The sequence below is a fragment of the Martinezella sp. CNPSo 3795 genome (genome assembly GCF_057784475.1).
The window spans coordinates 522,885-547,076 of record NZ_JBXSOQ010000003.1 but is presented as its reverse complement, the minus strand read 5'-3'; the positions used below and the strand labels follow the sequence as shown (position 1 = coordinate 547,076).

Genomic DNA, 24,192 nt, shown 5'->3' with positions numbered 1-24,192 from the left:
CATGATCGGCAAGCTGAAAGGCACAATCGAAGAGATCGGCGAGGACTATGTGCTCGTGGACGTGCACGGTGTCTGCTACGTCGCCTATTGCTCGGCCCGGACGCTGTCGAAGCTCGGTTCCATCGGCGAGGCCTGCATTCTCTTCATCGAGACCTATGTGCGCGAAGACCAGATCCGCCTTTTCGGCTTCATGACGGCGCTGGAACGCGAATGGTTCAACATCGTGCAGACGGTTCAAGGCGTCGGCGCGAAGGTGGCGCTGGCGCTGCTGTCGACGCTGACGCCGGCCGAGCTTGCCAATGCGATCGCCTTGCAGGATCGCGCCGCCGTTTCGCGGGCGCCGGGTGTCGGTCCGAAGGTTGCCATGCGCATCGTGACGGAACTGAAAAATAAGGCACCCGCCTTTGCCGGTGATGCCGCTAATATCGGGCTCAAGCAGGAGCTTGGGGAGGGTGTTGCCGCAGTACCTGTTGCCGACGCCGTTTCGGCGCTCACCAATCTCGGCTATTCCCGTGATCAGGCTGCCAATGCCATCGCCGCGGCGATGAAGGCAGCCGGCGAGGGCGCCGACAGCGCCAAGCTGATCCGCCTCGGCTTGAAGGAACTGTCGCGGTGAGGCTTTGCACCTTCCGCAATCCTGACTATTGTCGCAAAGTCGGGAGATCGACATGTGGTGCTTTGTTGTCGAAGACTATTTTGAGTGCGGCAGAACGAATGCTGCCTTCGGCGCGGGACCTGCGAAACGCATACCGGGAATGGAACCTCTGACATGAGTGAAGCCGCACGTCTGATATCGCCGGAAAAGCGGGGCGAAGACATCGATGCGACGCTCAGGCCGCAATCGCTGGACGAGTTTACCGGCCAGGCGGAAGCGCGCGCCAATCTGAAGGTCTTCATCGAAGCGGCCAAGGGCCGCGGTGAGGCGCTGGATCATGTCCTGTTCGTCGGCCCGCCCGGCCTTGGCAAGACGACGCTGGCGCAGATCATGGCAAAGGAACTCGGCGTCAATTTCCGCTCGACATCCGGCCCGGTCATCGCCAAAGCGGGCGATCTGGCGGCGCTGCTGACCAATCTCGAAGAGCGCGACGTGCTCTTCATCGACGAAATCCATCGTCTCAATCCGGCTGTCGAGGAAATCCTCTATCCGGCCATGGAGGATTTCCAGCTCGATCTGATCATCGGCGAGGGGCCGGCGGCGCGTTCTGTGAAGATCGATCTCGCCAAGTTCACGCTGGTCGCCGCGACTACCCGCCTCGGCCTGCTGACAACGCCGCTGCGTGACCGTTTCGGCATTCCGGTGCGGTTGAGCTTCTATACGGTGGAGGAGCTGGAGCTGATCGTTCGGCGCGGTGCCAGGCTGATGGGCCTCGGTATGACCGACGAGGGCGCGCGCGAGATTGCAAGACGCGCTCGCGGCACGCCGCGCATTGCCGGCCGTTTGCTGCGTCGCGTGCGCGATTTCGCCGAAGTCGCCAAGGTCGAAGCGGTGACGCGCGAGATTGCCGATGAGGCGCTGACACGGCTTCTCGTCGACAATGTCGGCTTCGACCAGCTCGACAAGCGCTACCTCAATATGATCGCGGTCAATTTTGGCGGCGGGCCTGTCGGTATCGAAACTATTGCAGCCGGGCTTTCCGAGCCGCGGGATGCGATCGAGGATATTATCGAGCCCTATATGATCCAGCAGGGCTTTATTCAGCGTACGCCGCGCGGCCGTGTTTTGACCGCGATTGCCTGGAAACATCTCGGCATGCAGCCGCCCAAGGATCTGGAGGCCGCGCAGTTCGGGTTGTTCCGGGAGGAAGATTGAATGCTCGGCCGTCGTGCCTTCCTGAAGCTTTTCGGCGGCAGCATATTCGGATTGATGGCACTCGGGGGATATGCCCTCGGATACGAGCCGGTCGTTCGTCTCAACGTCACCCGCTATGCGCTGACCCCACCGGGATGGACCTCCGGATTGAAACTCAGAATCGTTGCACTCGCCGATTTCCATGCGTGCGAGCCGTGGATGAATGCCGAGCGCATCGCATCGATCTGTGCCCGCGCCAATGAGCTTGGTGGCGACATCATCTTGCTGCTCGGCGATTACACGTCAGGAACAGATCTCATTACCAGCCGTGTCGATCATCGCGTCTGGGCGGCAGAGCTTGCGAAGCTGAAGGCGCCGCTCGGTGTCCATGCTATCATCGGCAATCACGACTGGTGGCATGATTCGACTGCGCAAAGAACCGGTCATGGCCCGACATTCAGCCATCGGGCATTGGAAGCTGTCGGTATTGAAGTCTATTCCAATCGCGCGGCGCGCCTGGAGAAGAATGGACAAGGCTTCTGGCTTGCCGGCGTCGAGGACCAGTTGGCCTTGCGTCGCAGCATGCGCTGGAAGAGGCCGCTTACCAAGGGTCTGGACGATCTCGGCGGCACGATGGCGCAGATCGGCGACGACGCGCCGGTGATCCTTATGGCCCATGAGCCCGATATCTTTCCTGCTGTTCCCCAGCGTGTCTCGCTCACTTTGTCAGGACACACCCATGGCGGGCAGGTAAGAATTTTCGGCTGGTCGCCTTATTCGCCCTCGCGTTACGGTGACCGGTATGTTTATGGCCATATCGTCGAGGAGGAGCGCCATATTATCGTGTCCGGCGGCCTTGGCTGCTCCATCGCGCCGGTACGCTTTGGCGTGCCGCCTGAAATCGTCGTGATCGACGTGGGATAGGGATCATGTCGAAACGCAAGCTCATCAGATTGAATGCCGGTTCCCAGCGCTTCCAGATGCGCATCGCGGGGCTTGGATTTCGCGACGGCCATGTCCTGGTGCATCGCGCCGTGCATGAGACGTTTTGGACCTTTCCGGGCGGTCGGGCGGAGATCGGCGAGACCTCGGAGGAGACGTTGCGGCGGGAAATGGTTGAGGAGCTTGGCGTCGAGGTTACGGTCAGGCGTCTGCTCTGGTCGGTCGAGAATTTCTTCCATTACGAAGAGATGGATTGGCATGAGCTCGGCCTCTACTATCTGATGGAGATTCCGGCGGATTTTCCCTTCGATCCTGCGAAGATCGTGCATCGGATCCAGGATGGCGATGATGAGCTGGAGTTCAAATGGGTGCGAGCGACACGGGAAGCGCTGGTGGCGCTTGATATCCCACCCTACTTCATCGCCGAAGAAATCGAAAACCTGCCGCTGATGTCTCGTCATCTTGTCTGGCGGGATGGTGATCTCGACAAGGCTTGAGGAGGAGGCTTTATGTCCGCTTTCGATCCGGTTCGCAGCTTTCGCAAGCTTGCCTATAACAGCGCATTGGCGAATGTCCGACTGCATCGTGCCTGTGCGGCCCTGCGGCCCGGCGAATTTGAGGCCAAGCGCGTGAGCTTCTTTCCGTCGATCAAGGCAACCCTCAATCATATTCTGACGGTGGACTGGTTCTATGTCGATGCGCTGGAAGGCGGGACTCTGGGCCTCAAAGCTTTTGACATCGAGGAGCCCTATGATCGGCTGGACGAGCTGAGCCAGGAACAAGCCGATGTCGATCGCAGGCTGGTCGCGTTCTGCGAGGCGCTGACGCCGGAGACTGCGATGCGGATCATCGATATCCAACGCGACGGTCGCATCCAGCAGGAGAGGGCGGACGATGTGCTGAACCATCTGTTCCAGCATCAGACGCATCATCGCGGTCAGGTGCATGCCATGCTGGCCGGAACCAGCGTCGCGCCGCCGCAGCTCGACGAGTTCATCGTTTCAGACGATGCGCGGTTCAGGGGCGAAGAATTGGCAGCGCTTGGTTGGGACGAAACGAAGCTGATGCGTTGATACCGGCCTTTTGGTGCGCCGATTTAGCCAGTGTCTCTATTGTTTGCTTGAGCAGGGCCTTTCCGCCGCCTTGCCAGCCAAGGGCTTGGATTTTTGACGTATCCATGACATTGACTGCGCCGCGCTCCGCTGGCGCCGGCGGCGCGTGCGGACAGCCGGTTGCTGTCTGGAGATGGCTAAGGATCTCGCGCGTGTCGGTTAGAATATCCGACAAGTTGAAGGCCTCACCGTCCATGCGGCCGGCTTCTGTTTCCAGCAGAAGACGAACCGCACGACCGAGGTCGCGGCCGTGAACCTCGGTTCCTGACCGGAAAGGAACCGGCTTGCCATCCAGATAATCGTCGAACAGGTCATCCCATTTATTGGGCCGCAGGTCACCATAGACGCCCGTCGCCCTCAAGCTCGCGGTTATGAAACCGGGTGCGGACAGAGAAAAAAGTGCGTGTTCGGCGTCGCGCTTCACCTCGCCGTAGAGCGTGTTTGGCATCGGCTTGATCGCCTCGGTCAGCTCCTCTCCGGAAATCCCGTCTCCATAGACGGCGCGGGAGGAGAGAAAAATGCAGCGACGAATGCCGGCCTTCCGCGCCGTCTCGAACAACTTAACCGTCCCATTGAGATTGAGCCGGCGAAAGCCTTCCGGATCTTCCCCTTCGCCACCGCGATATTTACCGGCGACATGGCTAAAGGCGGCGTGCACAAAAAAATAGGCATCGTCGAAAGCGCCGCTCTGATTTCCCGTCGGATCAAGGCTTAAGGGGACAAAAGAGACAAGCTGCGAAAAGAGGCCCGAGGGAGGCGGATTGCGCCCGCCGATCGCAACCTTGTATCCGGCTGATAGCAGCTCTTCGGCGATGTATCGGCCGACGAGGCCTGTTCCGCCCGAGATGAGGACCTTCATGCCGCGGCCTGCGGATTTGTAAGTGTAGCGATATCGGGCAGGTTCCGGCCGGTATGGAAGCTATGCCACAGCTCGATCAGCGGTCTCAGCTGCTCGGCCTTGGGATGGTTTTCCTCCCAGGGCTTTTCATATTGATAGTGCAGGATCGAGACGCTGTTCCAGTTCCAGAGCTCAGGCATGCTGAACCAGACATATTGCAGCATGTTCATGAAGATGGGCAGTCCGTGCCAATCCGGGAAGAAGGCCTCGAGAAAGGTCTGGTCCGTGCGCCGCCAGAAGACGTCGGGGCGATCGAGCAGTTCCAGCATGTGCCGAAAGGTCGCAAGCGACGGCTTGGCGACGAAGACGCCGGAATTCAACCGATGGAAATCCGCAAGGCTTTCGTAGACGTTCGGTGCTGCCGAAAATTCCGGATAGTCGAAGAGCCTATCGACATTGCGCAGCACCAGAGCATCTGCATCGATGAAGACACAAGTGTCATATTCGATCAGCTGCCAGAGCCGCAGTTTGCAGAAATTGTCGAGCGGCGTGTGGAAGGAAGGCTTGCGACCCTTGGTAAAGGGGGCGGCGGTGTGCAGGTTGCCGCGGGCATGCCGCTCGTTGAAGGCATCCGACAAGGGAAGATGCTCGACTTCCACCAGCCGGCAGTCGAGTGCTGCCAATGGGGCGAGGTCGTTTTCGCTAACCCCTTCCGTATGCAGCACGACGATATCGGCCTTGGTGCCGCTGTGGACGATCGAGCGCGCCAGCGCAACGGCACCCATCGCGTAGTCGGCGTTCGTGACCAGTGTCACAAACGCCTGGCCGGCGCGGGGCCGGGTTTGCGGGCGCAATCCCTGCAGCATTTCGCTACCCGGCATCATGACACGGATTTCAACCTCTTGCCTTCGGGATCATGGTTGACCGTCGCGGCGAGATCCTTGGTCCAGGCGGAGATGGCCGGCACGCGCGAGCGGTCGACGCGATAGGCATATTTCTTGGCGACATCGACGATTTCGCCGAGGAGACCCGCCTCGAGTGTAATCGGCGCCAGGCCGAGATCGAGGAATTTGTCGTTCTTGACGATCAGCTCGTTCTCCGGAGCTTCCTTGCGCGGATTGGGCAGGCGCACGACTTCCGCGCCGCTCATCTTGGCGATCATCTCGGCGAGATCGCGCACGCGATGCGTTTCCGTCATCTGGTTGAAGATTTCGACGCGGGCGCCGCGGGCCGGCGGGTTCTTTAGCGCCAGTTCGATGCAGCGCACCGAGTCCTGGATATGGATGAAGGCGCGGGTCTGGCCGCCGGTGCCGTGTACGGTCAAGGGATAGCCGATCGCCGCCTGGATGAGGAAGCGGTTGAGCACCGTTCCATAGTCGCCGTCATAGTCGAAACGGTTGATCAATTGTTCGTGACGGCGCGTCTGCTCCGTATGGGTCCCCCAGACGATGCCCTGATGCAGATCGGTAATCCTCAGCCCGTCATTCTTGGCATAAAACTGAAAGAGCAGCTGATCGAGGCACTTCGTCATATGGTAGATGGAGCCAGGATTGGCCGGATAGAGGATCTCCTGGCTGACGGTGCGGCCATCGGTCGTCTCGATGCCGACCGGTAGATAGCCTTCGGGGATAGCGGCGCCGATCGTCGAATAGCCATAGACGCCCATCGTGCCGAGATGCACGAGATGCGAGTCGAGGTTGAGCTCGACGAGCGCGTTCAGGAGATTATGCGTGGCGTTGACGTTGTTGTTGACCGTGTAGTTCTTGTGCCGGTCGCTCTTCATCGAATAGGGGGCGGCGCGCTGCTCGGCGAAATGCACGATGGCATCGGGGCGATGCTCGGCCAGCCACTTCTTCAGGAGCTCATAGTCCTTGGCCAAATCGATCAGGTGGAAATGGATCCGGCGGCCAGTTTCGGCGTGCCATATGCGGGTGCGTTCCTGAATCGAATCCATCGGCGTCAGCGACTGGACACCCAGCTCGGTATCGATCCATCGGCGAGAGAGATTATCGAGGATGTGGATCTCATGACCGGCGTCGGAGAGGTGAAGAGAGGTTGGCCAACCGATGAATCCGTCACCGCCCATAACCGCAATTTTCATAGGATCTTCCTTCCATGCCGATCCGCTAGCCGGTGCGATTCCGGATAGTCGGAGTTTATGACAATTGTTCAAAGCTTGCTTGATGGCAGAACTTCGGCCAAAGAGGTGCCGGACATTCAAGGAGATGCGGCAACGATGAACAGCCCCTTTCTGATTGCTGGGGAACTGGAAGCCGGAAGCCACCGGCTGGTGCAGCGAGTCTACTATGAGGATACGGATTTTTCCGGGCTCGTCTATCACGCGCGCTACCTTCATTTCCTCGAGCGGGGACGCACGGACTATCTGCGTTGTCTCGGCGTGGAACAGCGTGAACTCCTGAATGCCGACGAGGAGGGGCTGGTTTTCGTTGTCCATCGCATGGAGATCGATTTCAAGGGGCCGGCGCGCATGGATGACGTGCTGACGATCCGGACCGTCACCGAAAAGGCTGGCGGCGCCAAGATGGTACTGTCCCAGGAGATCCGGCGCGACGATATGCTGCTGATAGCAGCCAAGGTCATCATCGCTGTCATCAACGCCAAGGGGCGCCCGCGCCGGCTGCCGGAAAAGCTGGCGGCACAGATGCTGACCGCATCGGAAAGTGCCGGTTGAACTCAAGTTCTCCTCGATCGGTGACGACGGTCTCGTCGAGGGCCGACGGTGATTGGCAACTGGCAGCTTGCAATAACTTGAGTTTTATGTGAAGGAATTCGCCGCGCAAGATTTGTCTGCGTTTGCCGCCGGTTTCGTCCGGTCAGTTCTTCCCTGGAGCTAGAATAACCTTCGCCGCCGTTAAATCCTTCATGTTTCGACGCTAACATTCTTTTAACCATAATAGTGTCTTACTGGTTATGTCGGAGTTTGTGCGGTGCACGCCTTCCTTTGACCAAATTTGACGGCAAGAAGGCAGTTGTAAGCTTGGAAGGCTTGACCAGGGCGTTCAGCGGCGGCTGCCAAACAATTCTTGTGAGATCACTTTTAGCCGCCCGGTCTAGCGCCGGGCGTTTGGATTCGGGGATTTTGGATCAATGGAACAAGTAGCACTGGCAGCGGCCACCACACCGGACATCACCCTCTGGTCGCTCTTCATGCAGGCGGGCCTGGTGGTCAAGCTCGTTATGATCGGCCTGCTGGCAGCATCCGTATGGACCTGGGCGATCGTCATCGACAAATATCTGAGCTACGCGCGGGCACGCAGGCAGTTCGATCATTTCGAGCAGGTCTTCTGGTCTGGCCAGTCGCTCGAAGAGCTCTACCGCACGCTTTCGGAGCGCAACAATACGGGCCTCAGCGCCATCTTCGTCGCGGCCATGCGCGAATGGAAGAAATCCTTCGAGCGCGGCGCCCGTTCGCCGATCGGCCTGCAGATGCGTATCGATCGCGCCATGGACGTGACGCTTGCGCGTGAATCGGAACATCTGGTCGCCCGCTTGGGTTCACTTGCCACCATCGGTTCGGCCGGCCCGTTCATCGGTCTCTTCGGCACCGTCGTCGGTATCATGACCTCGTTCCAGGCGATCGCCGGTTCGAAGTCGACCAACCTTGCGGTTGTTGCGCCGGGTATCGCCGAAGCGCTGCTCGCGACCGCCATCGGTCTGGTCGCGGCTATTCCCGCGGTTATCGCCTACAACAAGTTCTCGGCCGATGCCGGCAAGCTCTCGGGGCGCATGGAAGGTTTTGCGGATGAATTCTCCGCCATTCTTTCGCGTCAGATCGATGAGAAGCTGCAGCCGCGTCAGGCAGCACAGTAAGTAGCGGACAGAACCGGAGTAATTCACATGGCAATGTCTGTTGGAGGCAAGGGTGGCGGCGGTGGCCGTCGAGGCGGTCGTCGCGGCAGCGGCCGGGGCGGCCCGATCGCCGATATCAACGTGACGCCGCTGGTCGACGTCATGCTCGTGCTGCTGATCATCTTCATGGTGGCGGCGCCGATGATGACGTCGGGCGTGCCGATCGACCTGCCGCAAACGCAGGCGGGCGCGCTGAACGCCCAGACCCAGCCCATCACCATCTCGATCAAGGCAGATGGCCAGGTGTTCCTGCAGGAAACGCAGATCGACGTCGCCGAAATCGCCGCCAAGCTGCAGGCGATCGCGACCACGGGCTACAACGAACGCATTTTCGTGCGTGGCGACGGCAAGGCGCCTTACGGCGTAATCGCCGACGTCATGTCGCGTATCCAGGAAGCCGGTTACAAGAATATCGGCCTGGTTACGCAGCAGATAACGGACCACTGACGAGCCGACATGAAGCGCAGTCTTGCTACCTCTGCTGTCATTCACATCCTGGTGCTGATCGGCGCCATGGTGACGCTGAGTGCGCCGGCGCCGCTTGAGACGCCGGAAAGCACGGCGATGGATGTCGATATCGTGACGGCGGATCAGCTGCAGCAGGGCGAAAAGAAGGCGCCGGTGACGGATCACGCCGCACGCAAGCCGACGACCAAGCAGGATCAGGTCGCCAACGCCCAGAATACCGGCGAGAACAAAGTCGACATCAAGAACCCGGTCGTGCCGACGCAAAGGCCGGAGAGCGAGACTGCGGCCCTGGCGCCGAAAAAGGTGGATGCGCCCGTTCCGCAGGACGATCCGAAGCCGAACGACGTCAAGACGATCGAACAGAAGGAAACGGAGGCTGCGCCCAAGGAAGTGGCCGCCATTCCGCAGCAGAAGCCGGATGTAGTGCCGACGCCGAAGCCCGATCCCACGCCGCCGACCCCGAAGGCCGATGTAACGCCGACCCCGCCGACGCCGCAGCCGACGGAACAAGCTGAAATTCAGCTGCCAAACAACGTCCCTGTGCCGGATGTGAAGCCGCAGCCGACGCCGCCGAAGGCTGCCGAGCCGAAGCCGGAAATAAAGCCGACACCGAAGCCGGACGTGAAGGTCGCCGACGCCAAGCCGACGGACAAGACAACGACGCAGAGTACAAGCAAGACCACCTCGGCAGACGACGGCAAGAAGGACGCCGACAAGAAGCGCCAGACTCCAAAGGCCTCCAGCAACGGCCTTGACGATGGTCTCGCCGATCAGATCAACGATCTTCTCAACAACACCTCGTCGAAAGGCGGCGCGAAGCGCTCATCGCAGCAGGCTTCCGCAGGCGCCGATACCCAGGTCGCTTCGCTTGGCGGCAAGAAGTCGCTTGGCGCCGGAAAGCTCAGCCAGAGCCAACAGGACGGATTGCGCGATCTGATCCAGAAATACTGGAACCTCCCACCCGGCCTTGAAGGCGCTGGCGACGTGCGAATCAAGGTGCACTTCAAGCTCGACAAATCCGGACAGATCGTCGGTCAGCCGGAAGCCACGACGAACGGCGGACCGGCTTCGACACAAGGTGCCATGCAATCTGCCGCTGTACGCGCGGTTCTTCGCGCGCAGTCGGAGTTCATGACGATTCTTCCGGCGGACAAATATGAGGATTGGCAGGAAGTCGTCGTCAACTTCAGCGCAGCGGATCTGGGGATGTGATGCGGGGAGTGCGGCTTTTGACAAATCACTGTCCCCGTCTCGGCATGAGCTTGGTTGCGGCCTTGGGGATGACGTTAGCTGGTTCCATGTCGGCGCAGGCTGCGAACCCTACACAGCCGCATGGAAATTCGACTGGGGCCAGCATCCGCGATGAGGTCGCGAAAAATTGGAATCTTGCTCCCGGCATGGAGGGAGCGAAGCATGTCCACGTTCGGGTGCACCTCAAGCTCAATCGAAGCGGAGAGATCGTGGGCGAGCCAAAGCTTATCGTGACCGGTGGCCACAAGGCAACACAGCAAGCCATGGCCGCAGCCGCGATGCGAGCCGTGCTTCAGGCTGCCCCGTTCAAGAACTTGCCAAGAGATCAATATGAGGACTGGAAAGAAGTCGTAGTCAACTTCGATGCCAGCGATCCGGCGAATTAATGCTGAAAGGCTTGATACATATGATCAGAAACTCCCTCGTTCGTCTCCTGCTGGTGCTAGCAGGCTTGATGGCTGTGGCATCCACTCCGGCCTATGCCGTGGTCGAGCTCAACATCAACAAGGGCAACGTCCAGCCCATGCCGATCGCTATCACAGACCTTCTGTCGAATGATACGCTCGGCCCGCAGATCTCGAGCGTGATCGCCGCCGACCTGCAGCGCTCCGGACTGTTCGCTCCGATCAACAAGCAGGCCTTCATCGAGAAGATCACCAATCCGGATTCGACCCCGCGCTTCCAGGACTGGACCTCGATCAACGCGCAGGCTCTGGTGACCGGCCGCGTCACGCAGGAAGGCGGCCGCCTTCGCGCCGAGTTCCGCCTCTGGGATACGTTCGGCAACAGCCAGATGATCGGCCAGCAGTTCTTCGCCCAGCCGGATAACTGGCGCCGTGTCGCGCATATCATCGCCGATGCAATCTATCAGAAGATCACCGGCGAAAAGGGCTATTTCGATACCCGCGTCGTTTTCGTCGCCGAAAGCGGCCCGAAGACGGCCCGCAAGACGCAGCTCGGCATCATGGATCAGGACGGCGCCAATGTGCGCATGCTGACCGACGGCAGTGACCTCGTGCTGACGCCGCGTTTCTCGCCGAACCGGCAGGAAGTGACCTACATGTCTTTCGCCAACCAGCAGCCGCGCGTCTATCTGCTGCAGCTGCAGACGGGCCAGCGCGAACTGGTCGGCAACTTCCCCGGCATGACCTTCTCGCCGCGCTTCTCGCCGGACGGGCAGCGTGTGATCATGAGTCTGCAGCAGGAAGGCAATGCCAATATCTATACGATGGACCTGCGCTCGCGCACCACGACACGCCTGACCTCGACGGCCGCGATCGATACCTCGCCGTCCTATTCGCCCGATGGCACGCAGGTTGCCTTTGAAAGCGACCGCGGTGGACAGCCGCAAATCTATGTCATGAATGCCGATGGCTCCAACCAGCGCCGCATCTCGTTCGGTAACGGCTCCTACTCCACGCCGGTTTGGTCGCCGCGCGGCGATCTCATCGCCTTCACCAAGCGTGCCGGCGGCAATTTTTCCATCGGCGTCATGAAACCAGACGGTTCCGGCGAGCGAATCCTGACCTCCGGCTCCTACAGTGAGGGACCGACCTGGGCGCCGAACGGCCGCGTCATCATGTTCTTCCGCGCGCCGTCCGGCGCAAGCGGGCCGCAAATTTATTCGATCGACCTGACCGGTTATAACGAACAGAAGATCCCGACGCCGGGCTTCGCTTCTGACCCGGCATGGTCGCCGCTTCTCGAGTAATGAAGGGCTCGCCACTTTATCGCCGCAAAGTCCTGTGACTGGACCGTTTGGCGACAATTTTAGGACATCATTAACCATACTTGTTGGAATCGGATTAACCGAACCCGGTTACAGTCTGGCAACCCTGATAGAGACTTATAGGAGAGACCGGCCATGAGCCGTACCGCAACCCAGGCCGTTGGCCACATGCAAAACCTCGCACGCAACCCGATCATGATCGCGCTTTTCGTCGGCCTTTCTCTGGCTGGCTGCGCTTCCAAGAAGGGTTTGCCGAACGATGCCAACGGTCTTGGCCTGAACGGTGCCGGCAATGCTACTCCGGGCTCGCCGCAGGACTTCACGGTCAATGTCGGCGACCGCGTTTTCTTCGTTGTTGATAGCTCCTCCATCAGCTCCGAAGCTGCCCAGACGCTCGATCGTCAGGCCCAGTGGCTCGCCCGTTATCCGAACTACTCCATCACGGTCGAAGGTCATGCCGACGAGACCGGCACGCGCGAGTACAACCTTGCTCTTGGCGCACGTCGCGCAGCAGCTGCGAAAAACTACCTCGCTTCGCGCGGTGTTCCCGCGAACCGCATGAAGACGATTTCCTACGGCAAGGAGCGCCCGGTCGCTACTTGCGACAACGAATCCTGCTGGTCGCAGAACCGCCGCGCTGTCACCGTGCTCAACGGCGCCGGCTCCTGATAGGCGAAGAAAGACTGATCGAAATGCAAAAGGCGGCCTCCTGGCCGCCTTTACTTTTTTGACCACACTTTGGCCGAACTCCGTTGCTTTTTGAGAGCAATTGTAAAAATCTCCTGTTCGAGCCCTCCGGCCCGAAGAATCAATAGGACAGGACGATCCATATGAAAAAACTTGTCGTGGCGAGCATGCTTTGTCTCGCTGCCGTCGTGGGTAGCGAACGCGATGCTTCTGCCTTGTCGTTGTTCGGAATCCATCTCGGGGGCCGCGAGGCTTCCGCGCAATCGGCTTCCGGCAATTCCCAAAGACAAGCACAATACGGCCAGGCGCCGGTCATCAACGTTCAAAACAGCGATGCCGAAGTTCGCCTGCAGCAGCTTGAGGACCAGATGCGCCAGCTGAATGGCCGTGTCGAGGAAATGAGCTATCAGCTGTTGCAGATGCAGGAGACGATCCGCAAGGCGCAGGAAGACAATGAATTCCGCTTCCAGCAGCTTGAAAAGCGCGGCGGCGGTGCTGCGCCGGCTGCCGGTGGGACGATGAAGAAGAGCGAGGCCGACGTGCCTGCCCAGAGCGGCGGCCAGCAGGACGATATTGCCGGCGTCATCACCGATTCGCAGAACGGCAGCGCCGCGCCGCGCGGCGCCGGCGGTGGCAAGCCGCCGAGCCAGCTTGGCTCTATCCAGTTCGACCAGAGCGGCGATCAGATCGGTTCCTCGATGACGGGGGCCAACAATGGTTCGGGCGCGCCGCCAAGCGCGGGCTCCGGCTCGCAGACGGCTTCGCTCGGCAGCGAGAACGACCAATACAAGGCTGCCTACGGTCATGTCCTGTCCGGCGACTATAGCGTCGCCGAACAGGAGTTCCGTCAGTATCTCGACAGCTACCCGAGCAGCTCCCGGGCTGCGGATGCGAATTTCTGGCTCGGCGAAGCGCTTTATTCGCAAGGCAAGTATAACGAGGCCGCCAAGACTTTTCTGAATGCGCATCAGAAATATAGCACCTCCGAAAAGGCGCCCGAAATGCTGCTGAAGCTCGGCATGTCGCTTGCGGCGCTCGACAACAAGGACACGGCCTGCGCCACGCTTCGCGAAGTGACCAAGCGTTATCCCAAGGCCTCCAAGGCTGTGACCGGCAAGGTTGCCAGCGAAGAGAAGCGGCTTGCCTGCTGATTGCCATGCCCATTGACGCTGTGACCAGCGGTGCCACAGTCCTGATGCCCGAAGCCGCCGCGACGGAATTTCTTCATTCTCTTTCGAAGCCTGCTCATGTTCTGGTCGCCGTTTCCGGCGGCAGTGATTCCACCGGGCTTCTGATTGCCCTTGCCGAGCGGCTGAAATCTCATCCTCACAAAGATATTACTCTGAGCGCTGCGACCATCGATCATGGTCTGCGCGCCGCAGCAGCAGATGAGGCGCGCGAGGTCGCGGCATTCTGTGCTTCGCGCGGCATTCCGCATTTCGTCCGCCGCTGGGAGGGGGAAAAGCCCGAGACCGGCATCATGGCGGCTGCGCGTGAAGCGCGCTACGGATTGCTCGCAGACCTGGCCTCCGATATTTCGGCCGATGTGATCGTAACAGCCCATACGCTTGATGATCAGCGCGAGACGATGGCGATGCGCAGCGCGCGCCGCGGGCAGGGCGGTCATGGCACAGGCATTGCTGATGCGGTCTTGTTCGATCGGCGCATCTGGATCGTCAGGCCGTTTCTCGCCTGTCGGCGGGCGGATATCAGGACCTTTCTCGGGAGGCATGGCCTATCCTGGTTCGACGACCCGAGCAATGAGGATATAAAATACGAGCGTGTGCGTACGCGCAGAGATCTCCAAGCGGAGCCGATGGCCGGTGTGCCTGTGGATATCGGCGCCGATCGCGCAGCTCTTTCCGAGAGAGCGGCTGCATGGCTCGATGATTGGGTCACAATTCACGCACAGGCGTCTTGTGTCATCGATCGAGCCGGACTTTCGGCGGATCGGGCAGCTGTCGCTTATGCGCTTTCCTATCTTGCTGCCGTCTTCGGCGGCAAGGCGTATGCGCCTGGACATGTGCAAATGGAGCGCGTTCTCGAATTTGTGAACGGTGCCAGCCCCGGTCGACGTACGGCCGGCGGCGTGGTCTTCGACCTCAGGCGCGATGGACTCTATCTTATGCGGGAAAGCCGCAATATCGCGCCGCTGAGGCTGTTGCCGGGCGAGAAAGGCATTTGGGACGGTCGTTTCGAGATCAGTAATTCGAGCAACGCCCCGGTTCGGATTGTCGCAGCAGGCACGGAAAATATGATGATTTTTCCGGCGACTATGCCGAAGGGCGTGGTGCTGCGCGCCCGGGCGGCGATGCCGCTCGCGGCGACGGAAGGGGAGGCAAAGGCGGCAGCGGTGACGGTTGTGCCCTATCTTGCGCCCTTCGACCGCTTTTTGACACGATTTGACCTCACATTCGCCAATCGCCTTTCTGCGGCTTTTGGCCGCGAAGCCTATATGCGGCTGCCGCTTTCGGTCCTATAGACGGAAAAAACATGCGGCGATGCGGTTTGCCTTGGCAAGGGCTTGGCGCAACCCTATGTTAGGGATCAAGTAATGCCGTCGCTCAAGCGGCGGAAGTTTCAGTGCTGGGGAGTTCGATGAACCCTAATTTTCGTAATTTCGCTCTGTGGGCAATCATAGCTCTGCTGTTGATTGCCCTGTTCAGCATGTTTCAGAACGCGCCGGCACAAACAGGCTCCAGGGAAATACCGTATTCGCAGTTCCTCCGGGAAGTTGATTCCGGTCGTGTTCGTGACGTGACCGTCACGGGCAACCGCGTTGTCGGCAGCTATGTCGAAAACGGCACTCCTTTCCAGACCTATGCTCCGGTCGTGGATGACAGCCTGCTTGAACGCCTGCAAAGCAAGAACGTCAACATCGTCGGCCGTCCGGAATCGGATGGCTCCTCGAGCTTCCTGAGCTATCTCGGCACGCTGCTGCCGATGCTCCTGATCCTCGGCGTCTGGCTGTTCTTCATGCGGCAGATGCAGGGCGGCTCGCGCGGCGCCATGGGCTTTGGCAAGTCGAAGGCAAAGCTTCTGACGGAGGCACATGGCCGCGTCACCTTCGATGACGTCGCCGGCGTCGACGAAGCCAAGCAGGATCTGGAAGAAATCGTCGAATTCCTGCGCGATCCGCAGAAGTTCCAGCGCCTCGGCGGTCGTATTCCGCGCGGCGTGCTGCTTGTCGGACCTCCCGGTACCGGTAAGACGCTTCTGGCGCGCGCCATCGCCGGCGAAGCCAACGTGCCGTTCTTCACCATTTCCGGTTCCGACTTCGTCGAAATGTTCGTCGGCGTCGGTGCAAGCCGTGTCCGTGACATGTTTGAGCAGGCCAAGAAGAATGCGCCTTGCATCATCTTCATTGACGAAATCGATGCCGTCGGCCGTCATCGTGGTGCCGGTCTCGGCGGTGGCAACGACGAACGCGAACAGACGCTCAACCAGCTGCTGGTCGAGATGGACGGCTTCGAAGCCAATGAAGGCATCATCCTGATCGCCGCGACCAACCGTCCCGACGTTCTCGACCCCGCGCTGCTGCGTCCGGGCCGTTTCGACCGTCAGGTTGTGGTGCCGAACCCGGATATCGTCGGCCGCGAGCGCATCCTCAAGGTTCACGCCCGCAACGTGCCGCTGGCTCCGAATGTCGATCTCAAGACGCTCGCCCGCGGTACGCCCGGTTTCTCCGGTGCGGATCTGATGAACCTCGTCAACGAAGCCGCTCTTATGGCCGCCCGCCGCAACAAGCGACTGGTGACGATGCAGGAATTCGAAGACGCCAAGGACAAGATTATGATGGGCGCCGAGCGTCGCTCTTCGGCCATGACCGAGGCGGAAAAGAAGCTCACCGCCTATCACGAAGCCGGTCACGCGATTACGGCGCTCAATGTCGCTGTCGCAGATCCGCTGCACAAGGCGACGATCATTCCGCGCGGCCGTGCGCTTGGCATGGTCATGCAGCTCCCCGAGGGCGACCGCTACTCGATGAGCTACAAGTGGATGGTGTCGCGCCTCTGCATCATGATGGGCGGCCGCGTTGCCGAGGAGCTGACCTTCGGCAAGGAGAACATCACCTCCGGCGCATCCTCCGATATCGAGCAGGCGACCAAGCTTGCCCGTGCGATGGTCACGCAGTGGGGTTTCTCCGACGAGCTCGGCCAGGTCGCCTATGGCGAGAACCAGCAGGAAGTCTTCCTCGGCCACTCCGTTTCGCAATCCAAGAACGTTTCGGAAGCAACGGCTCAGAAGATCGATAACGAGGTTCGCCGTCTGATCGACCAAGCCTATCAGCAGGCCAAGGATATCCTCACCTCCAAGCACGATGAGTTCGTCGCACTGGCGGAAGGCCTGCTCGAATATGAGACCTTGACGGGCGAGGAAATCAAGGCGCTGATCCGCGGCGAAAAGCCGGCGCGCGACCTCGGTGACGATACGCCGCCGAGCCGTGGTTCGGCCGTGCCGAAGACCGGCGCCAAGAAGGACGGTTCAGTCGGTGCCAAGGGCGATGAACCCGAAGGCGGTTTCGAACCACAGCCGCGCTAAAGGCGCGAGGCGTTCAATCTCGGTTGAGAGGCCAGCCACCTGTTTCAGGTGACTGGCCTTTTGTTTAGGAGAGGGCAGAAGGACGTAACGCTTCCGATGTTGATCAGCCCTTGTGGCAACTGGCGGGTGGGGCAAAGTAATGCGGAGGCAGTAGGCTGTGAATTGGACTATTGTCGGTCTCGACCTGGTACGGTTTTTTAGTGCTTATTAATGGTAACGCGTTGTAATAGGCGTTCTCGGTAATTTAAGTGCCGAGTTTTACAATCTGTGGCATGAGCCACAAGCATCGATGTTTGCAGTGTCGCTTGCTTTGGGGCGGCGATATCGATGCCGCTGCAGTCCCGATGAGGACGCGGCAACGACAGGAGTGCATATGAAACGTCGTTATTTCGGAACTGACGGAATTCGCGGTCAATCCAATATCTATCCGATGACGCCGGATCTTGCCATGCGCGTAGGTATCGCTGCCGGCACGATCTTCCATCGAGGCAGCCATCGCCATCGCGTCGTTATCGGCAAGGACACGCGCCTTTCCGGCTATATGCTGGAAAACGCCATGGTGGCGGGATTTACCGCGGCCGGTGTCGATGCCTTCGTTCTCGGCCCTATCCCGACACCCGCTGTCGCCATGCTGACGCGCTCGCTGCGCGCCGATATCGGCGTGATGATCTCTGCCTCGCACAATCCCTACGAGGATAACGGCATCAAGCTTTTCGGGCCGGATGGCTACAAGCTCTCCGATGATCTGGAAATGAGAATCGAGGAGATGCTCGACAAGGACATGTCGGAGCATCTTGCCAAGTCGGAGAATATCGGTCGCGCCAAGCGTATCGATGGCGTGCATGACCGTTATATCGAACATGCCAAGCGCACGCTGCCGCGCGATGTGACGCTGCAGGGTCTGCGGATCGCCATCGACTGTGCCAACGGCGCCGCCTACAAGGTCGCTCCGGCCGCTCTTTGGGAGCTTGGCGCCGACGTCGTCACCATCGGCAATGAGCCGAACGGCACGAATATCAATCTGAACTGCGGCTCCACCAGCCCCGTTGCCCTGCAGAAAAAGGTAGACGAAGTCCGCGCCGATATCGGTATCGCGCTCGATGGGGATGCCGACCGTGTCATCATCGTGGACGAGACTGGCACGATCATCGATGGCGACCAGCTGATGGCCGTCATTGCCGAAAGCTGGGCCGAGAGCCAGACGCTGCGCGGCAATGGTATTGTCGCAACCGTGATGTCCAATCTCGGCCTCGAGCGCTTCCTGGACGATCGTGGCATGTCGCTTGCGCGCACGGCCGTCGGCGACCGCTATGTCGTCGAGCATATGCGCCAGCACAATTACAATGTCGGCGGCGAGCAGTCCGGCCACATCGTATTGTCCGACTATGGCACGACGGGCGACGGCCTCGTGGCTGCGCTGCAGATCCTTGCTGCGGTGAAGCGCACGGGCAAGCCGGTCAGTGAAGTCTGTCGCCGTTTCGAACCGGTACCACAGCTGCTGCGCAATGTCCGCATTTCCGGCGGCAAGCCACTGGAGGACATTCAGGTGCGCCAGGCAATTGCCGATGCGGAAAGCGAGCTTTCCCGCAACGGCCGTCTGGTGATCCGCCCTTCCGGCACCGAGCCCCTGATCCGCGTCATGGCGGAAGGCGACGATCGCGGCCAGATCGAACGTATCGTCGGCGGACTGATCGACGTGATCTCGAGTGTGCGTTCGGCCGCTTGAGCAAACGAAAGAAGTAATTCCGGAATAATACTATGGCCGCTTCGTCGAGGCGGCCATAGTATTTTCAGTTTCGGCATGATGGTCGGCCTACTGGAACATTTCTCCGGGATAGGCGCCCCAAAGCTTGTTCTGCCTGACATAGCCTCTGGCGGAATGCTCCCGGACCGAAACACGACACCAGGTTCCGGTGCAGGATTGCAGCGAGACCAGTACGCGCGGCTGCAGCTCCGCGATTGCCTTGGCGGCGGGATTCGGATCGGTGCGCAGCATGGCATTCTTCGTCAGCCAGGGGGCGACTACGGCCGTCCGTGTTCCGGAGAGCAGGGCGCTGTGCATCCAGCCGGTCACTCCGGTATCATCGCGCACCTGTCGCCAATGGCCGTATTCATCGATGATTTCCAAGGGAAGACCCGGCTTCATATAGATCCATTTCGTGGCATAGATCGTTGAAGGCCCGACGCGCATGCGTGCCTTATGAGCTCGGAGCGAAACGTAGCGCGGGATCGGCAAGCCCGTCTCGCGCCCTTTGTTCCAAGCAGTGGCCGTGGCTGCCGCCGGCTTGACCGGCATCGTGCCTGCCAGTGTGACGGAGCTCAAGAAGATAAGAGCAAGGCCCAGGCTGGCCCATATTGTTCGACGGTAAGTCAGCGACTTCCTCCTGAATTATCTCCCGGCCGAAGCACTGTAATGGTTCGTTTCTTGCCAATTGGTTTAGAGCGTCGGGCCTGGCTTTGTGCCCGGACGCTGTGTTCCTGTGAGGAAATAGAGGAAGCGGGTAATCGTATCCCATTCTCTTTATTTAAAAATCAATGTTCTCTAATATATAAAATAAAGTATAATTTCTGAATAAACAGGGTAAATATTCGTAGTTAATCAGGTTTTAACTCCTTTTCATCATTATCCCTGTCATGTCTTTTCAATTGGCAAGCATTTGCTGTGCCAAGGGCAAGAAATTTGGAGCCAAAGCCATGATGAAAACCCTGATAGGGGCACTTGCCACTTTGCTTGTTGGCACGTCGGCCTTTTCTGCTGATCTCTATACACCGGAACCGGTTCAGCCGGCGCCGGAAGTGACCGTCGCCCAATCCAGCGGCTGGTATCTGCGCGGCGATGTCGGCTATGCCTTCACGAACCTGCGCGGTGCCAACTACTTCCAGGGCTCCAATTCCAGCCTGGTCGATTTCGATCGTGCGAAGCTGGACGGCAATGTCACGCTCGGCGGCGGTGTCGGTTACCAGATCAACAACTACCTGCGCACGGACTTGACGCTCGATTATCTCTTCAAGTCCGACTTTAAGGGCTCCACGAAGGGCGATTGCGGCGCCTGTGGCCCGGGCTTTACTCCGACCGCGGCGACCTCGCGCGATCTCGCTTCGCTGACGGCCTATAGCTTGCTTGCCAACGCTTATGTCGATCTCGGCACTTACGGCATCTTCACCCCCTATGTCGGTGGCGGTCTCGGCGGCACCTATGTCAAGTGGAGCAATCTGAAGAACACGTCGTGCTCGGACGCCAACCCGGATTCCTGCGACGGCTCGGTCACGCATAATGGCCGCGGCAGCTGGCGCTTCACCTATGCGCTGATGGCCGGTACATCCATCGACCTGAGCTGCAATCTCAAGGCCGATGTTGGCTATCGCTACCGTCACGTTCAAGGCGGCGACATGTTCGGCTATAACGAGAATGGCGGTCCTGGCTACGACAAGGGTCTGAACCTGCACGAAGCCCGCATCGGTGCCCGCTACACCTTCGGCGGCTGCCAGACCGCAAGCTACATGCCGCCGGCTGATATCCCGGTTCAGCCGTCGGTCTACAAGTAAGCAATATCCAATCCACGTTATTAAAAAGCCGTCCGGTTTCTTCCGGGCGGCTTTTTCTTTTTCCCATTCCGTTAAGTAATTCCGCGCTGTTTTAAAGCTTCATTAACCATGAATTCCCTATGGTTAATGAAATGAGAATGGCCGCCTTCCTGCATCGGATCCTCTTTTTGAGGATATTGCGAGGAAGCACAGGCCAGCCGATTCGACGCGCGGGCGTCGGCCCGAGGATGGAAGGCGAGGGGTAATGATCCGTTTTGACGCTTTGGCGCTGGCCGCAGCGATGGCAGGCGCATCGGCGGGTATTGCCTTTGCGGCCGATGCAGCACCACCGGAAATCAAGATGCCGGAGGTCAGCGTCAAGGATGCCAGGGGATGGTATGTGCGCGGCGATGTGGGCTATGCAGTCAACGCCAGCCGCACGGATACGAGACTTCGTGCCTATGATCCTGCGGGTGGCGATTACAGTTCGAGCAGCTTTGATTCCACCCGGTTCGGCGGGGATTTCTCCGGCGGCCTTGGTATCGGCTATCAATTCAACGATCTGTTTCGCGCTGACGTGTCAGGCGATTTCTTCAGCGGTGATTTCAATGGCCGCATTTCGAGCGATTCGCCGTGTTCCGGCGGGTCCGGCGGCACGGGATGCTCCACGAAGGCCCGTTCCTCCTTCAGGGCCGGCAGCCTCATGGTCAACGGCTATGTCGATCTCGGGACGCTTGCGGGTTTCACGCCCTATGTCGGCGCCGGTCTTGGTGCCACGCGGGTTTCCTGGAACAGCGTCAATGTCACCGGCTCCTGTCTTGATGGCGCATCGGGTTGTGGCGGTGCTGCGTCGGTCAGTGCTCGATATCCTGGCGAAAGTGACTGGCGCATGACCTATGCCTTGATGGCGGGTGTCGCCTATGAAGTCGCGCCGAACGTCAAGGTCGATCTCGGCTATCGCTTCTCCCATATCGCCGGCGGTGACATGTTTGGCGATTCTGCGGCCAGCGCCACCACAGGCTGCGACGGGGCATTGTCGCGTCACGAAATTCGTGTCGGCCTGCGGATCACCACTTGGTAAAGCTCATCGCCTATGGCGTCGTCAGCACATAGGCGATGCGGCGAAAGAAATCCAAGGTTCGAAAAATGTGCGCCGGAAAACGCCGCAGGGCAGAAGATTTGGCTGCTCGATAATCGCGGCGCCAGCCGATCATGGTCGTTCTCTGCAGCCGGCTGAAACCGGCAATATTCGCGCGCGTGCTGACGATGGATATATGCATGTCCCAGCCGCGCTCGACGGCCACATCCCAGGGCAGCGACATCACGGAGAGCGATTTCACGATCTTCTCGGCGCCGTGGCGCGTGACGAGATAGCAGGCGGTGGAACCCTGTGGACCGAACAGGCAACGCCCGACGATATCTCCCTTGAGGCTGCGCGCCATGGCGCGAAAGCCGTTCCAACGGTGATTGACAAGCTTGATGAGATCGGCGGCTGGCGCGGCTTCCCTGGCTGCCGCGGCACGTGCCAGAAACTCGGCATCCAAGGCGACATCGTCTTCGATGATGATGGCTATTTCGCCGCCATTTGCCAGAAACTGGCGCAGAGCCGTCAAGTGACTGCGGTAGCAGCCGTATTCGCCGGGCAGAATGGTCCGGCCATGTCGGCGCTGGAAACGGACATGGTCGACATCGATCCATTGGTCGCGCGGGACGAGCGCGCCATCGATGCCATCGATGCGTTCGAATCGGAAGCCGAATTCCTCGCTTTGCCGCTGGATCTCGGCCAGCCGCTCTGCCGCGCGATCGATATTGATCAAATAGACCGGCATGGCCTGTACGGGCATCAAAGGGTTTTCGGCGAGTGCAGTTAGGGACATCGGGCACACTTGTTATTTCTATCGGCGCAAAATTGGCGCGCTCACCGTCTTATATGATTGCGCGTCTGCACGGAATCCAGCTTTTATGGAGCCAAATTTGGCTTATTTCCATTGCGCGTAACTTGCATGTCATCACACTTTCTGCACGACTTCGTGAGGGAGTGCCATCCATAATTTTTACTATTGCGCTTGCGGGCGGCTTCCAATATATCCGGCGGCGGGACACCCTTCCCCAACGAAGGGCTTTCTATCTGAGAGGATAGCATCATGACTAAGCTCGCCAAGCCGGACATCCGTCCGAATAATACCCATTTCTCTTCTGGTCCATGCTCGAAGCGCCCCGGTTGGACGCTTAACGCTCTTTCCGACGCGGCTCTTGGCCGTTCGCACCGTGCGAAAGTCGGCAAGGCAAAGCTGAAGCAGGCCATTGATCTCACTCGCGAAATTCTGGAAGTGCCTGCGGATTACCGCATCGGCATCGTTCCCGCTTCCGACACCGGTGCCGTCGAGATGGCGCTCTGGTCGCTGCTCGGCGAACGCGGCGTCGACATGCTCGCCTGGGAAAGCTTCGGTGCCGGCTGGGTCACCGATGTCGTCAAGCAGCTGAAGCTCAAGGACGTCCGCAAGCTCGAAGCCGGCTATGGCGAGCTGCCCGATCTTTCCGCTGTCGATTTCGACCGCGACGTGGTCTTCACCTGGAACGGCACCACCTCGGGTGTTCGTGTTCCGAATGGCGATTTCATCCCCGCCGATCGCAAGGGCCTGACGATCTGCGACGCCACCTCGGCAGCCTTCGCTCAGAACCTCGATTTTGCCAAGCTCGATGTCGTCACCTTCTCCTGGCAGAAGGTACTTGGCGGCGAGGGCGCCCATGGCGTCATCATCCTGTCGCCGCGCGCCGTCGAGCGCCTGACGACCTATCAGCCGGCCTGGCCGCTGCCGAAGATCTTCCGCATGACCAGCGGTGGCAAGCTGATCGAAGGCATCTTCACCGGTGAGACGATCAATACGCCCTCGATGCTCTGCGTCGAAGACTATATCGATGCTCTCCTCTGGGCGAAGGATCTCGGCGGACTCAAGGCGCTGATCGGCCGCGCCGATGCCAACGCCAAGGTCATCCACGATTTCGTTGCCGCCAACGACTGGATCGCCAATCTCGCCGTCAAGGCCGAGACAGCATCCAACACCTCCGTCTGCCTGAAGATCGTCGACAAGGATGTCGTCGCTCTCGATGCCGATGGCCAGGCGAATTTCGCCAAGGGCCTGGTTGCGCTCCTCGAAAAGGAAGGCGTCGCCTATGACGTCGGCCATTACCGCGACGCGCCGTCAGGCCTGCGCATCTGGGCCGGTGCCACGATCGAAGCTTCCGACATGCAGAAGCTGATGCCCTGGCTCGCCTGGGCTTTCGAAACGCAGAAGGCGACGCTCTCCCAGGCTGCTGCCTGAGGTTTGACGCGTTTATGGCTCCGCCGGTGAGGCGGAGCCCAGCATTCCGAATTCTCATTATTTTCATGCAATTCCGACCGGAAAGCCGTTTCGCATTTCGTGGGATTGCTCGTCTT

The 24,192-nt window shown here is 59.7% G+C and carries 24 protein-coding genes; 19 read left to right on the top strand and 5 right to left on the bottom strand.

The window, feature by feature from the left end; all coding sequences use genetic code 11:
* Position 1: 1 nt before the first annotated feature.
* The 5 genes from ruvA to AC13QY_RS12355 all read left to right on the top strand — a co-directional run bounded on the left by ruvA (position 2) and on the right by AC13QY_RS12355 (position 3,804).
* Positions 2-616, top strand: coding sequence for a Holliday junction branch migration protein RuvA (gene ruvA, locus AC13QY_RS12375; protein WP_488493545.1), 615 nt, complete (start codon positions 2-4; stop codon positions 614-616).
* Between the two features lie 153 nt (positions 617-769).
* A complete protein-coding gene (gene ruvB, locus AC13QY_RS12370; RefSeq protein WP_113250509.1) occupies positions 770-1,810 on the top strand; it encodes a Holliday junction branch migration DNA helicase RuvB in 1,041 nt (346 codons plus the stop codon).
* Entirely contained in the window at positions 1,811-2,713 is a 903-nt protein-coding gene (locus AC13QY_RS12365; protein WP_488493544.1) for a metallophosphoesterase, read from the top strand.
* Positions 2,714-2,718: 5 nt separating this feature from the next.
* Positions 2,719-3,228 carry an NUDIX hydrolase gene (locus tag AC13QY_RS12360; RefSeq protein WP_183813112.1) on the top strand — a complete coding sequence of 170 codons (510 nt, stop codon included), beginning with the start codon at positions 2,719-2,721 and terminating at the stop codon, positions 3,226-3,228.
* A gap of 12 nt (positions 3,229-3,240) precedes the next feature.
* On the top strand, positions 3,241-3,804 hold the full coding sequence (locus tag AC13QY_RS12355; RefSeq protein ID WP_488493543.1) for a DinB family protein: 564 nt from the start codon (positions 3,241-3,243) through the stop codon (positions 3,802-3,804).
* Here the strand turns inward: AC13QY_RS12355 and AC13QY_RS12350 are convergent.
* The 3 genes from AC13QY_RS12350 to AC13QY_RS12340 are packed head-to-tail and all read right to left on the bottom strand — an operon-like array spanning position 3,749 to position 6,782.
* Positions 3,749-4,702, bottom strand: a complete 954-nt coding sequence (locus AC13QY_RS12350) for an NAD-dependent epimerase/dehydratase family protein (RefSeq protein WP_488493542.1) — start codon at positions 4,700-4,702, stop codon at positions 3,749-3,751. The two genes, AC13QY_RS12355 and AC13QY_RS12350, sit on opposite strands and share 56 nt — an antisense overlap.
* Positions 4,699-5,562, bottom strand: a complete 864-nt coding sequence (locus AC13QY_RS12345; RefSeq protein ID WP_233788681.1) for a glycosyltransferase — start codon at positions 5,560-5,562, stop codon at positions 4,699-4,701. Before AC13QY_RS12345 ends, AC13QY_RS12350 begins: the two co-directional genes overlap by 4 nt.
* Positions 5,562-6,782, bottom strand: coding sequence for an NAD-dependent epimerase/dehydratase family protein (locus tag AC13QY_RS12340; RefSeq protein WP_145632017.1), 1,221 nt, complete (start codon positions 6,780-6,782; stop codon positions 5,562-5,564). Before AC13QY_RS12340 ends, AC13QY_RS12345 begins: the two co-directional genes overlap by 1 nt.
* A 135-nt stretch (positions 6,783-6,917) precedes the next feature.
* Here AC13QY_RS12340 and ybgC point away from each other — a divergent pair, with 135 nt between their 5' ends.
* The 11 genes from ybgC to glmM all read left to right on the top strand — a co-directional run bounded on the left by ybgC (position 6,918) and on the right by glmM (position 18,954).
* A complete protein-coding gene (gene ybgC, locus AC13QY_RS12335) occupies positions 6,918-7,373 on the top strand; it encodes a tol-pal system-associated acyl-CoA thioesterase (protein ID WP_069611881.1) in 456 nt (151 codons plus the stop codon).
* A 416-nt stretch (positions 7,374-7,789) separates the two neighbouring features.
* The gene (tolQ, locus tag AC13QY_RS12330) at positions 7,790-8,512 is read left to right on the top strand and encodes a protein TolQ (RefSeq protein WP_047629119.1); all 723 of its coding nucleotides are present in this window, start codon (positions 7,790-7,792) and stop codon (positions 8,510-8,512) included.
* Between the two features lie 27 nt (positions 8,513-8,539).
* The gene (gene tolR / locus AC13QY_RS12325) at positions 8,540-8,998 is read left to right on the top strand and encodes a protein TolR (protein WP_113395228.1); all 459 of its coding nucleotides are present in this window, start codon (positions 8,540-8,542) and stop codon (positions 8,996-8,998) included.
* A 9-nt stretch (positions 8,999-9,007) separates the two neighbouring features.
* Positions 9,008-10,231 (top strand): hypothetical protein, encoded by a 1,224-nt coding sequence (locus AC13QY_RS12320; protein WP_488493541.1) that lies wholly within the window; start codon positions 9,008-9,010, stop codon positions 10,229-10,231.
* Between the two features lie 44 nt (positions 10,232-10,275).
* The gene (locus tag AC13QY_RS12315; RefSeq protein WP_488493540.1) at positions 10,276-10,656 is read left to right on the top strand and encodes a hypothetical protein; all 381 of its coding nucleotides are present in this window, start codon (positions 10,276-10,278) and stop codon (positions 10,654-10,656) included.
* A 20-nt stretch (positions 10,657-10,676) separates the two neighbouring features.
* Entirely contained in the window at positions 10,677-11,981 is a 1,305-nt protein-coding gene (gene tolB / locus AC13QY_RS12310) for a Tol-Pal system beta propeller repeat protein TolB (RefSeq protein ID WP_069611824.1), read from the top strand.
* A gap of 153 nt (positions 11,982-12,134) precedes the next feature.
* A complete protein-coding gene (pal, locus tag AC13QY_RS12305) occupies positions 12,135-12,668 on the top strand; it encodes a peptidoglycan-associated lipoprotein Pal (RefSeq protein WP_069611823.1) in 534 nt (177 codons plus the stop codon).
* Between the two features lie 161 nt (positions 12,669-12,829).
* On the top strand, positions 12,830-13,837 hold the full coding sequence (gene ybgF, locus AC13QY_RS12300; protein ID WP_069611822.1) for a tol-pal system protein YbgF: 1,008 nt from the start codon (positions 12,830-12,832) through the stop codon (positions 13,835-13,837).
* Between the two features lie 5 nt (positions 13,838-13,842).
* Positions 13,843-15,168 (top strand): tRNA lysidine(34) synthetase TilS, encoded by a 1,326-nt coding sequence (gene tilS / locus AC13QY_RS12295; protein WP_269245059.1) that lies wholly within the window; start codon positions 13,843-13,845, stop codon positions 15,166-15,168.
* A gap of 116 nt (positions 15,169-15,284) precedes the next feature.
* Positions 15,285-17,228 carry an ATP-dependent zinc metalloprotease FtsH gene (ftsH, locus tag AC13QY_RS12290; protein ID WP_113330342.1) on the top strand — a complete coding sequence of 648 codons (1,944 nt, stop codon included), beginning with the start codon at positions 15,285-15,287 and terminating at the stop codon, positions 17,226-17,228.
* A 373-nt stretch (positions 17,229-17,601) separates the two neighbouring features.
* Positions 17,602-18,954, top strand: a complete 1,353-nt coding sequence (gene glmM / locus AC13QY_RS12285; RefSeq protein WP_113330341.1) for a phosphoglucosamine mutase — start codon at positions 17,602-17,604, stop codon at positions 18,952-18,954.
* 87 nt (positions 18,955-19,041) lie between these two features.
* Here the strand turns inward: glmM and AC13QY_RS12280 are convergent, their stop codons facing one another.
* Positions 19,042-19,524, bottom strand: a complete 483-nt coding sequence (locus AC13QY_RS12280) for an SH3 domain-containing protein (protein WP_488493539.1) — start codon at positions 19,522-19,524, stop codon at positions 19,042-19,044.
* 398 nt (positions 19,525-19,922) lie between these two features.
* Between AC13QY_RS12280 and AC13QY_RS12275 the strand changes: the two genes are divergently transcribed.
* Together AC13QY_RS12275 and AC13QY_RS12270 are read left to right on the top strand one after the other, a co-directional pair.
* Positions 19,923-20,774, top strand: a complete 852-nt coding sequence (locus AC13QY_RS12275) for an outer membrane protein (protein WP_069611818.1) — start codon at positions 19,923-19,925, stop codon at positions 20,772-20,774.
* A 244-nt stretch (positions 20,775-21,018) separates the two neighbouring features.
* Positions 21,019-21,834, top strand: coding sequence for an outer membrane protein (locus AC13QY_RS12270; protein ID WP_488493538.1), 816 nt, complete (start codon positions 21,019-21,021; stop codon positions 21,832-21,834).
* Positions 21,835-21,844: 10 nt separating this feature from the next.
* Here AC13QY_RS12270 and AC13QY_RS12265 read toward each other — a convergent pair whose 3' ends face one another.
* A complete protein-coding gene (locus tag AC13QY_RS12265; RefSeq protein ID WP_488493537.1) occupies positions 21,845-22,630 on the bottom strand; it encodes a glycosyltransferase family 25 protein in 786 nt (261 codons plus the stop codon).
* 267 nt (positions 22,631-22,897) lie between these two features.
* Here AC13QY_RS12265 and AC13QY_RS12260 point away from each other — a divergent pair, with 267 nt between their 5' ends.
* Positions 22,898-24,076, top strand: a complete 1,179-nt coding sequence (locus AC13QY_RS12260) for a phosphoserine transaminase (RefSeq protein WP_015340971.1) — start codon at positions 22,898-22,900, stop codon at positions 24,074-24,076.
* Positions 24,077-24,192 lie beyond the last annotated feature (116 nt).

Coding starts and splice junctions, on each gene's coding strand:
- ruvA (WP_488493545.1), top strand. CDS start 2: ATGATCGGCAAGCTGAAAGGCACAATCGAAGAGATCGGCGAGGACTAT.
- ruvB (WP_113250509.1), top strand. CDS start 770: ATGAGTGAAGCCGCACGTCTGATATCGCCGGAAAAGCGGGGCGAAGAC.
- AC13QY_RS12365 (WP_488493544.1), top strand. CDS start 1,811: ATGCTCGGCCGTCGTGCCTTCCTGAAGCTTTTCGGCGGCAGCATATTC.
- AC13QY_RS12360 (WP_183813112.1), top strand. CDS start 2,719: ATGTCGAAACGCAAGCTCATCAGATTGAATGCCGGTTCCCAGCGCTTC.
- AC13QY_RS12355 (WP_488493543.1), top strand. CDS start 3,241: ATGTCCGCTTTCGATCCGGTTCGCAGCTTTCGCAAGCTTGCCTATAAC.
- AC13QY_RS12350 (WP_488493542.1), bottom strand. CDS start 4,702: ATGAAGGTCCTCATCTCGGGCGGAACAGGCCTCGTCGGCCGATACATC.
- AC13QY_RS12345 (WP_233788681.1), bottom strand. CDS start 5,562: ATGCCGGGTAGCGAAATGCTGCAGGGATTGCGCCCGCAAACCCGGCCC.
- AC13QY_RS12340 (WP_145632017.1), bottom strand. CDS start 6,782: ATGAAAATTGCGGTTATGGGCGGTGACGGATTCATCGGTTGGCCAACC.
- ybgC (WP_069611881.1), top strand. CDS start 6,918: ATGAACAGCCCCTTTCTGATTGCTGGGGAACTGGAAGCCGGAAGCCAC.
- tolQ (WP_047629119.1), top strand. CDS start 7,790: ATGGAACAAGTAGCACTGGCAGCGGCCACCACACCGGACATCACCCTC.
- tolR (WP_113395228.1), top strand. CDS start 8,540: ATGGCAATGTCTGTTGGAGGCAAGGGTGGCGGCGGTGGCCGTCGAGGC.
- AC13QY_RS12320 (WP_488493541.1), top strand. CDS start 9,008: ATGAAGCGCAGTCTTGCTACCTCTGCTGTCATTCACATCCTGGTGCTG.
- AC13QY_RS12315 (WP_488493540.1), top strand. CDS start 10,276: ATGAGCTTGGTTGCGGCCTTGGGGATGACGTTAGCTGGTTCCATGTCG.
- tolB (WP_069611824.1), top strand. CDS start 10,677: ATGATCAGAAACTCCCTCGTTCGTCTCCTGCTGGTGCTAGCAGGCTTG.
- pal (WP_069611823.1), top strand. CDS start 12,135: ATGAGCCGTACCGCAACCCAGGCCGTTGGCCACATGCAAAACCTCGCA.
- ybgF (WP_069611822.1), top strand. CDS start 12,830: ATGAAAAAACTTGTCGTGGCGAGCATGCTTTGTCTCGCTGCCGTCGTG.
- tilS (WP_269245059.1), top strand. CDS start 13,843: ATGCCCATTGACGCTGTGACCAGCGGTGCCACAGTCCTGATGCCCGAA.
- ftsH (WP_113330342.1), top strand. CDS start 15,285: ATGAACCCTAATTTTCGTAATTTCGCTCTGTGGGCAATCATAGCTCTG.
- glmM (WP_113330341.1), top strand. CDS start 17,602: ATGAAACGTCGTTATTTCGGAACTGACGGAATTCGCGGTCAATCCAAT.
- AC13QY_RS12280 (WP_488493539.1), bottom strand. CDS start 19,524: ATGCCGGTCAAGCCGGCGGCAGCCACGGCCACTGCTTGGAACAAAGGG.
- AC13QY_RS12275 (WP_069611818.1), top strand. CDS start 19,923: ATGATGAAAACCCTGATAGGGGCACTTGCCACTTTGCTTGTTGGCACG.
- AC13QY_RS12270 (WP_488493538.1), top strand. CDS start 21,019: ATGATCCGTTTTGACGCTTTGGCGCTGGCCGCAGCGATGGCAGGCGCA.
- AC13QY_RS12265 (WP_488493537.1), bottom strand. CDS start 22,630: ATGTCCCTAACTGCACTCGCCGAAAACCCTTTGATGCCCGTACAGGCC.
- AC13QY_RS12260 (WP_015340971.1), top strand. CDS start 22,898: ATGACTAAGCTCGCCAAGCCGGACATCCGTCCGAATAATACCCATTTC.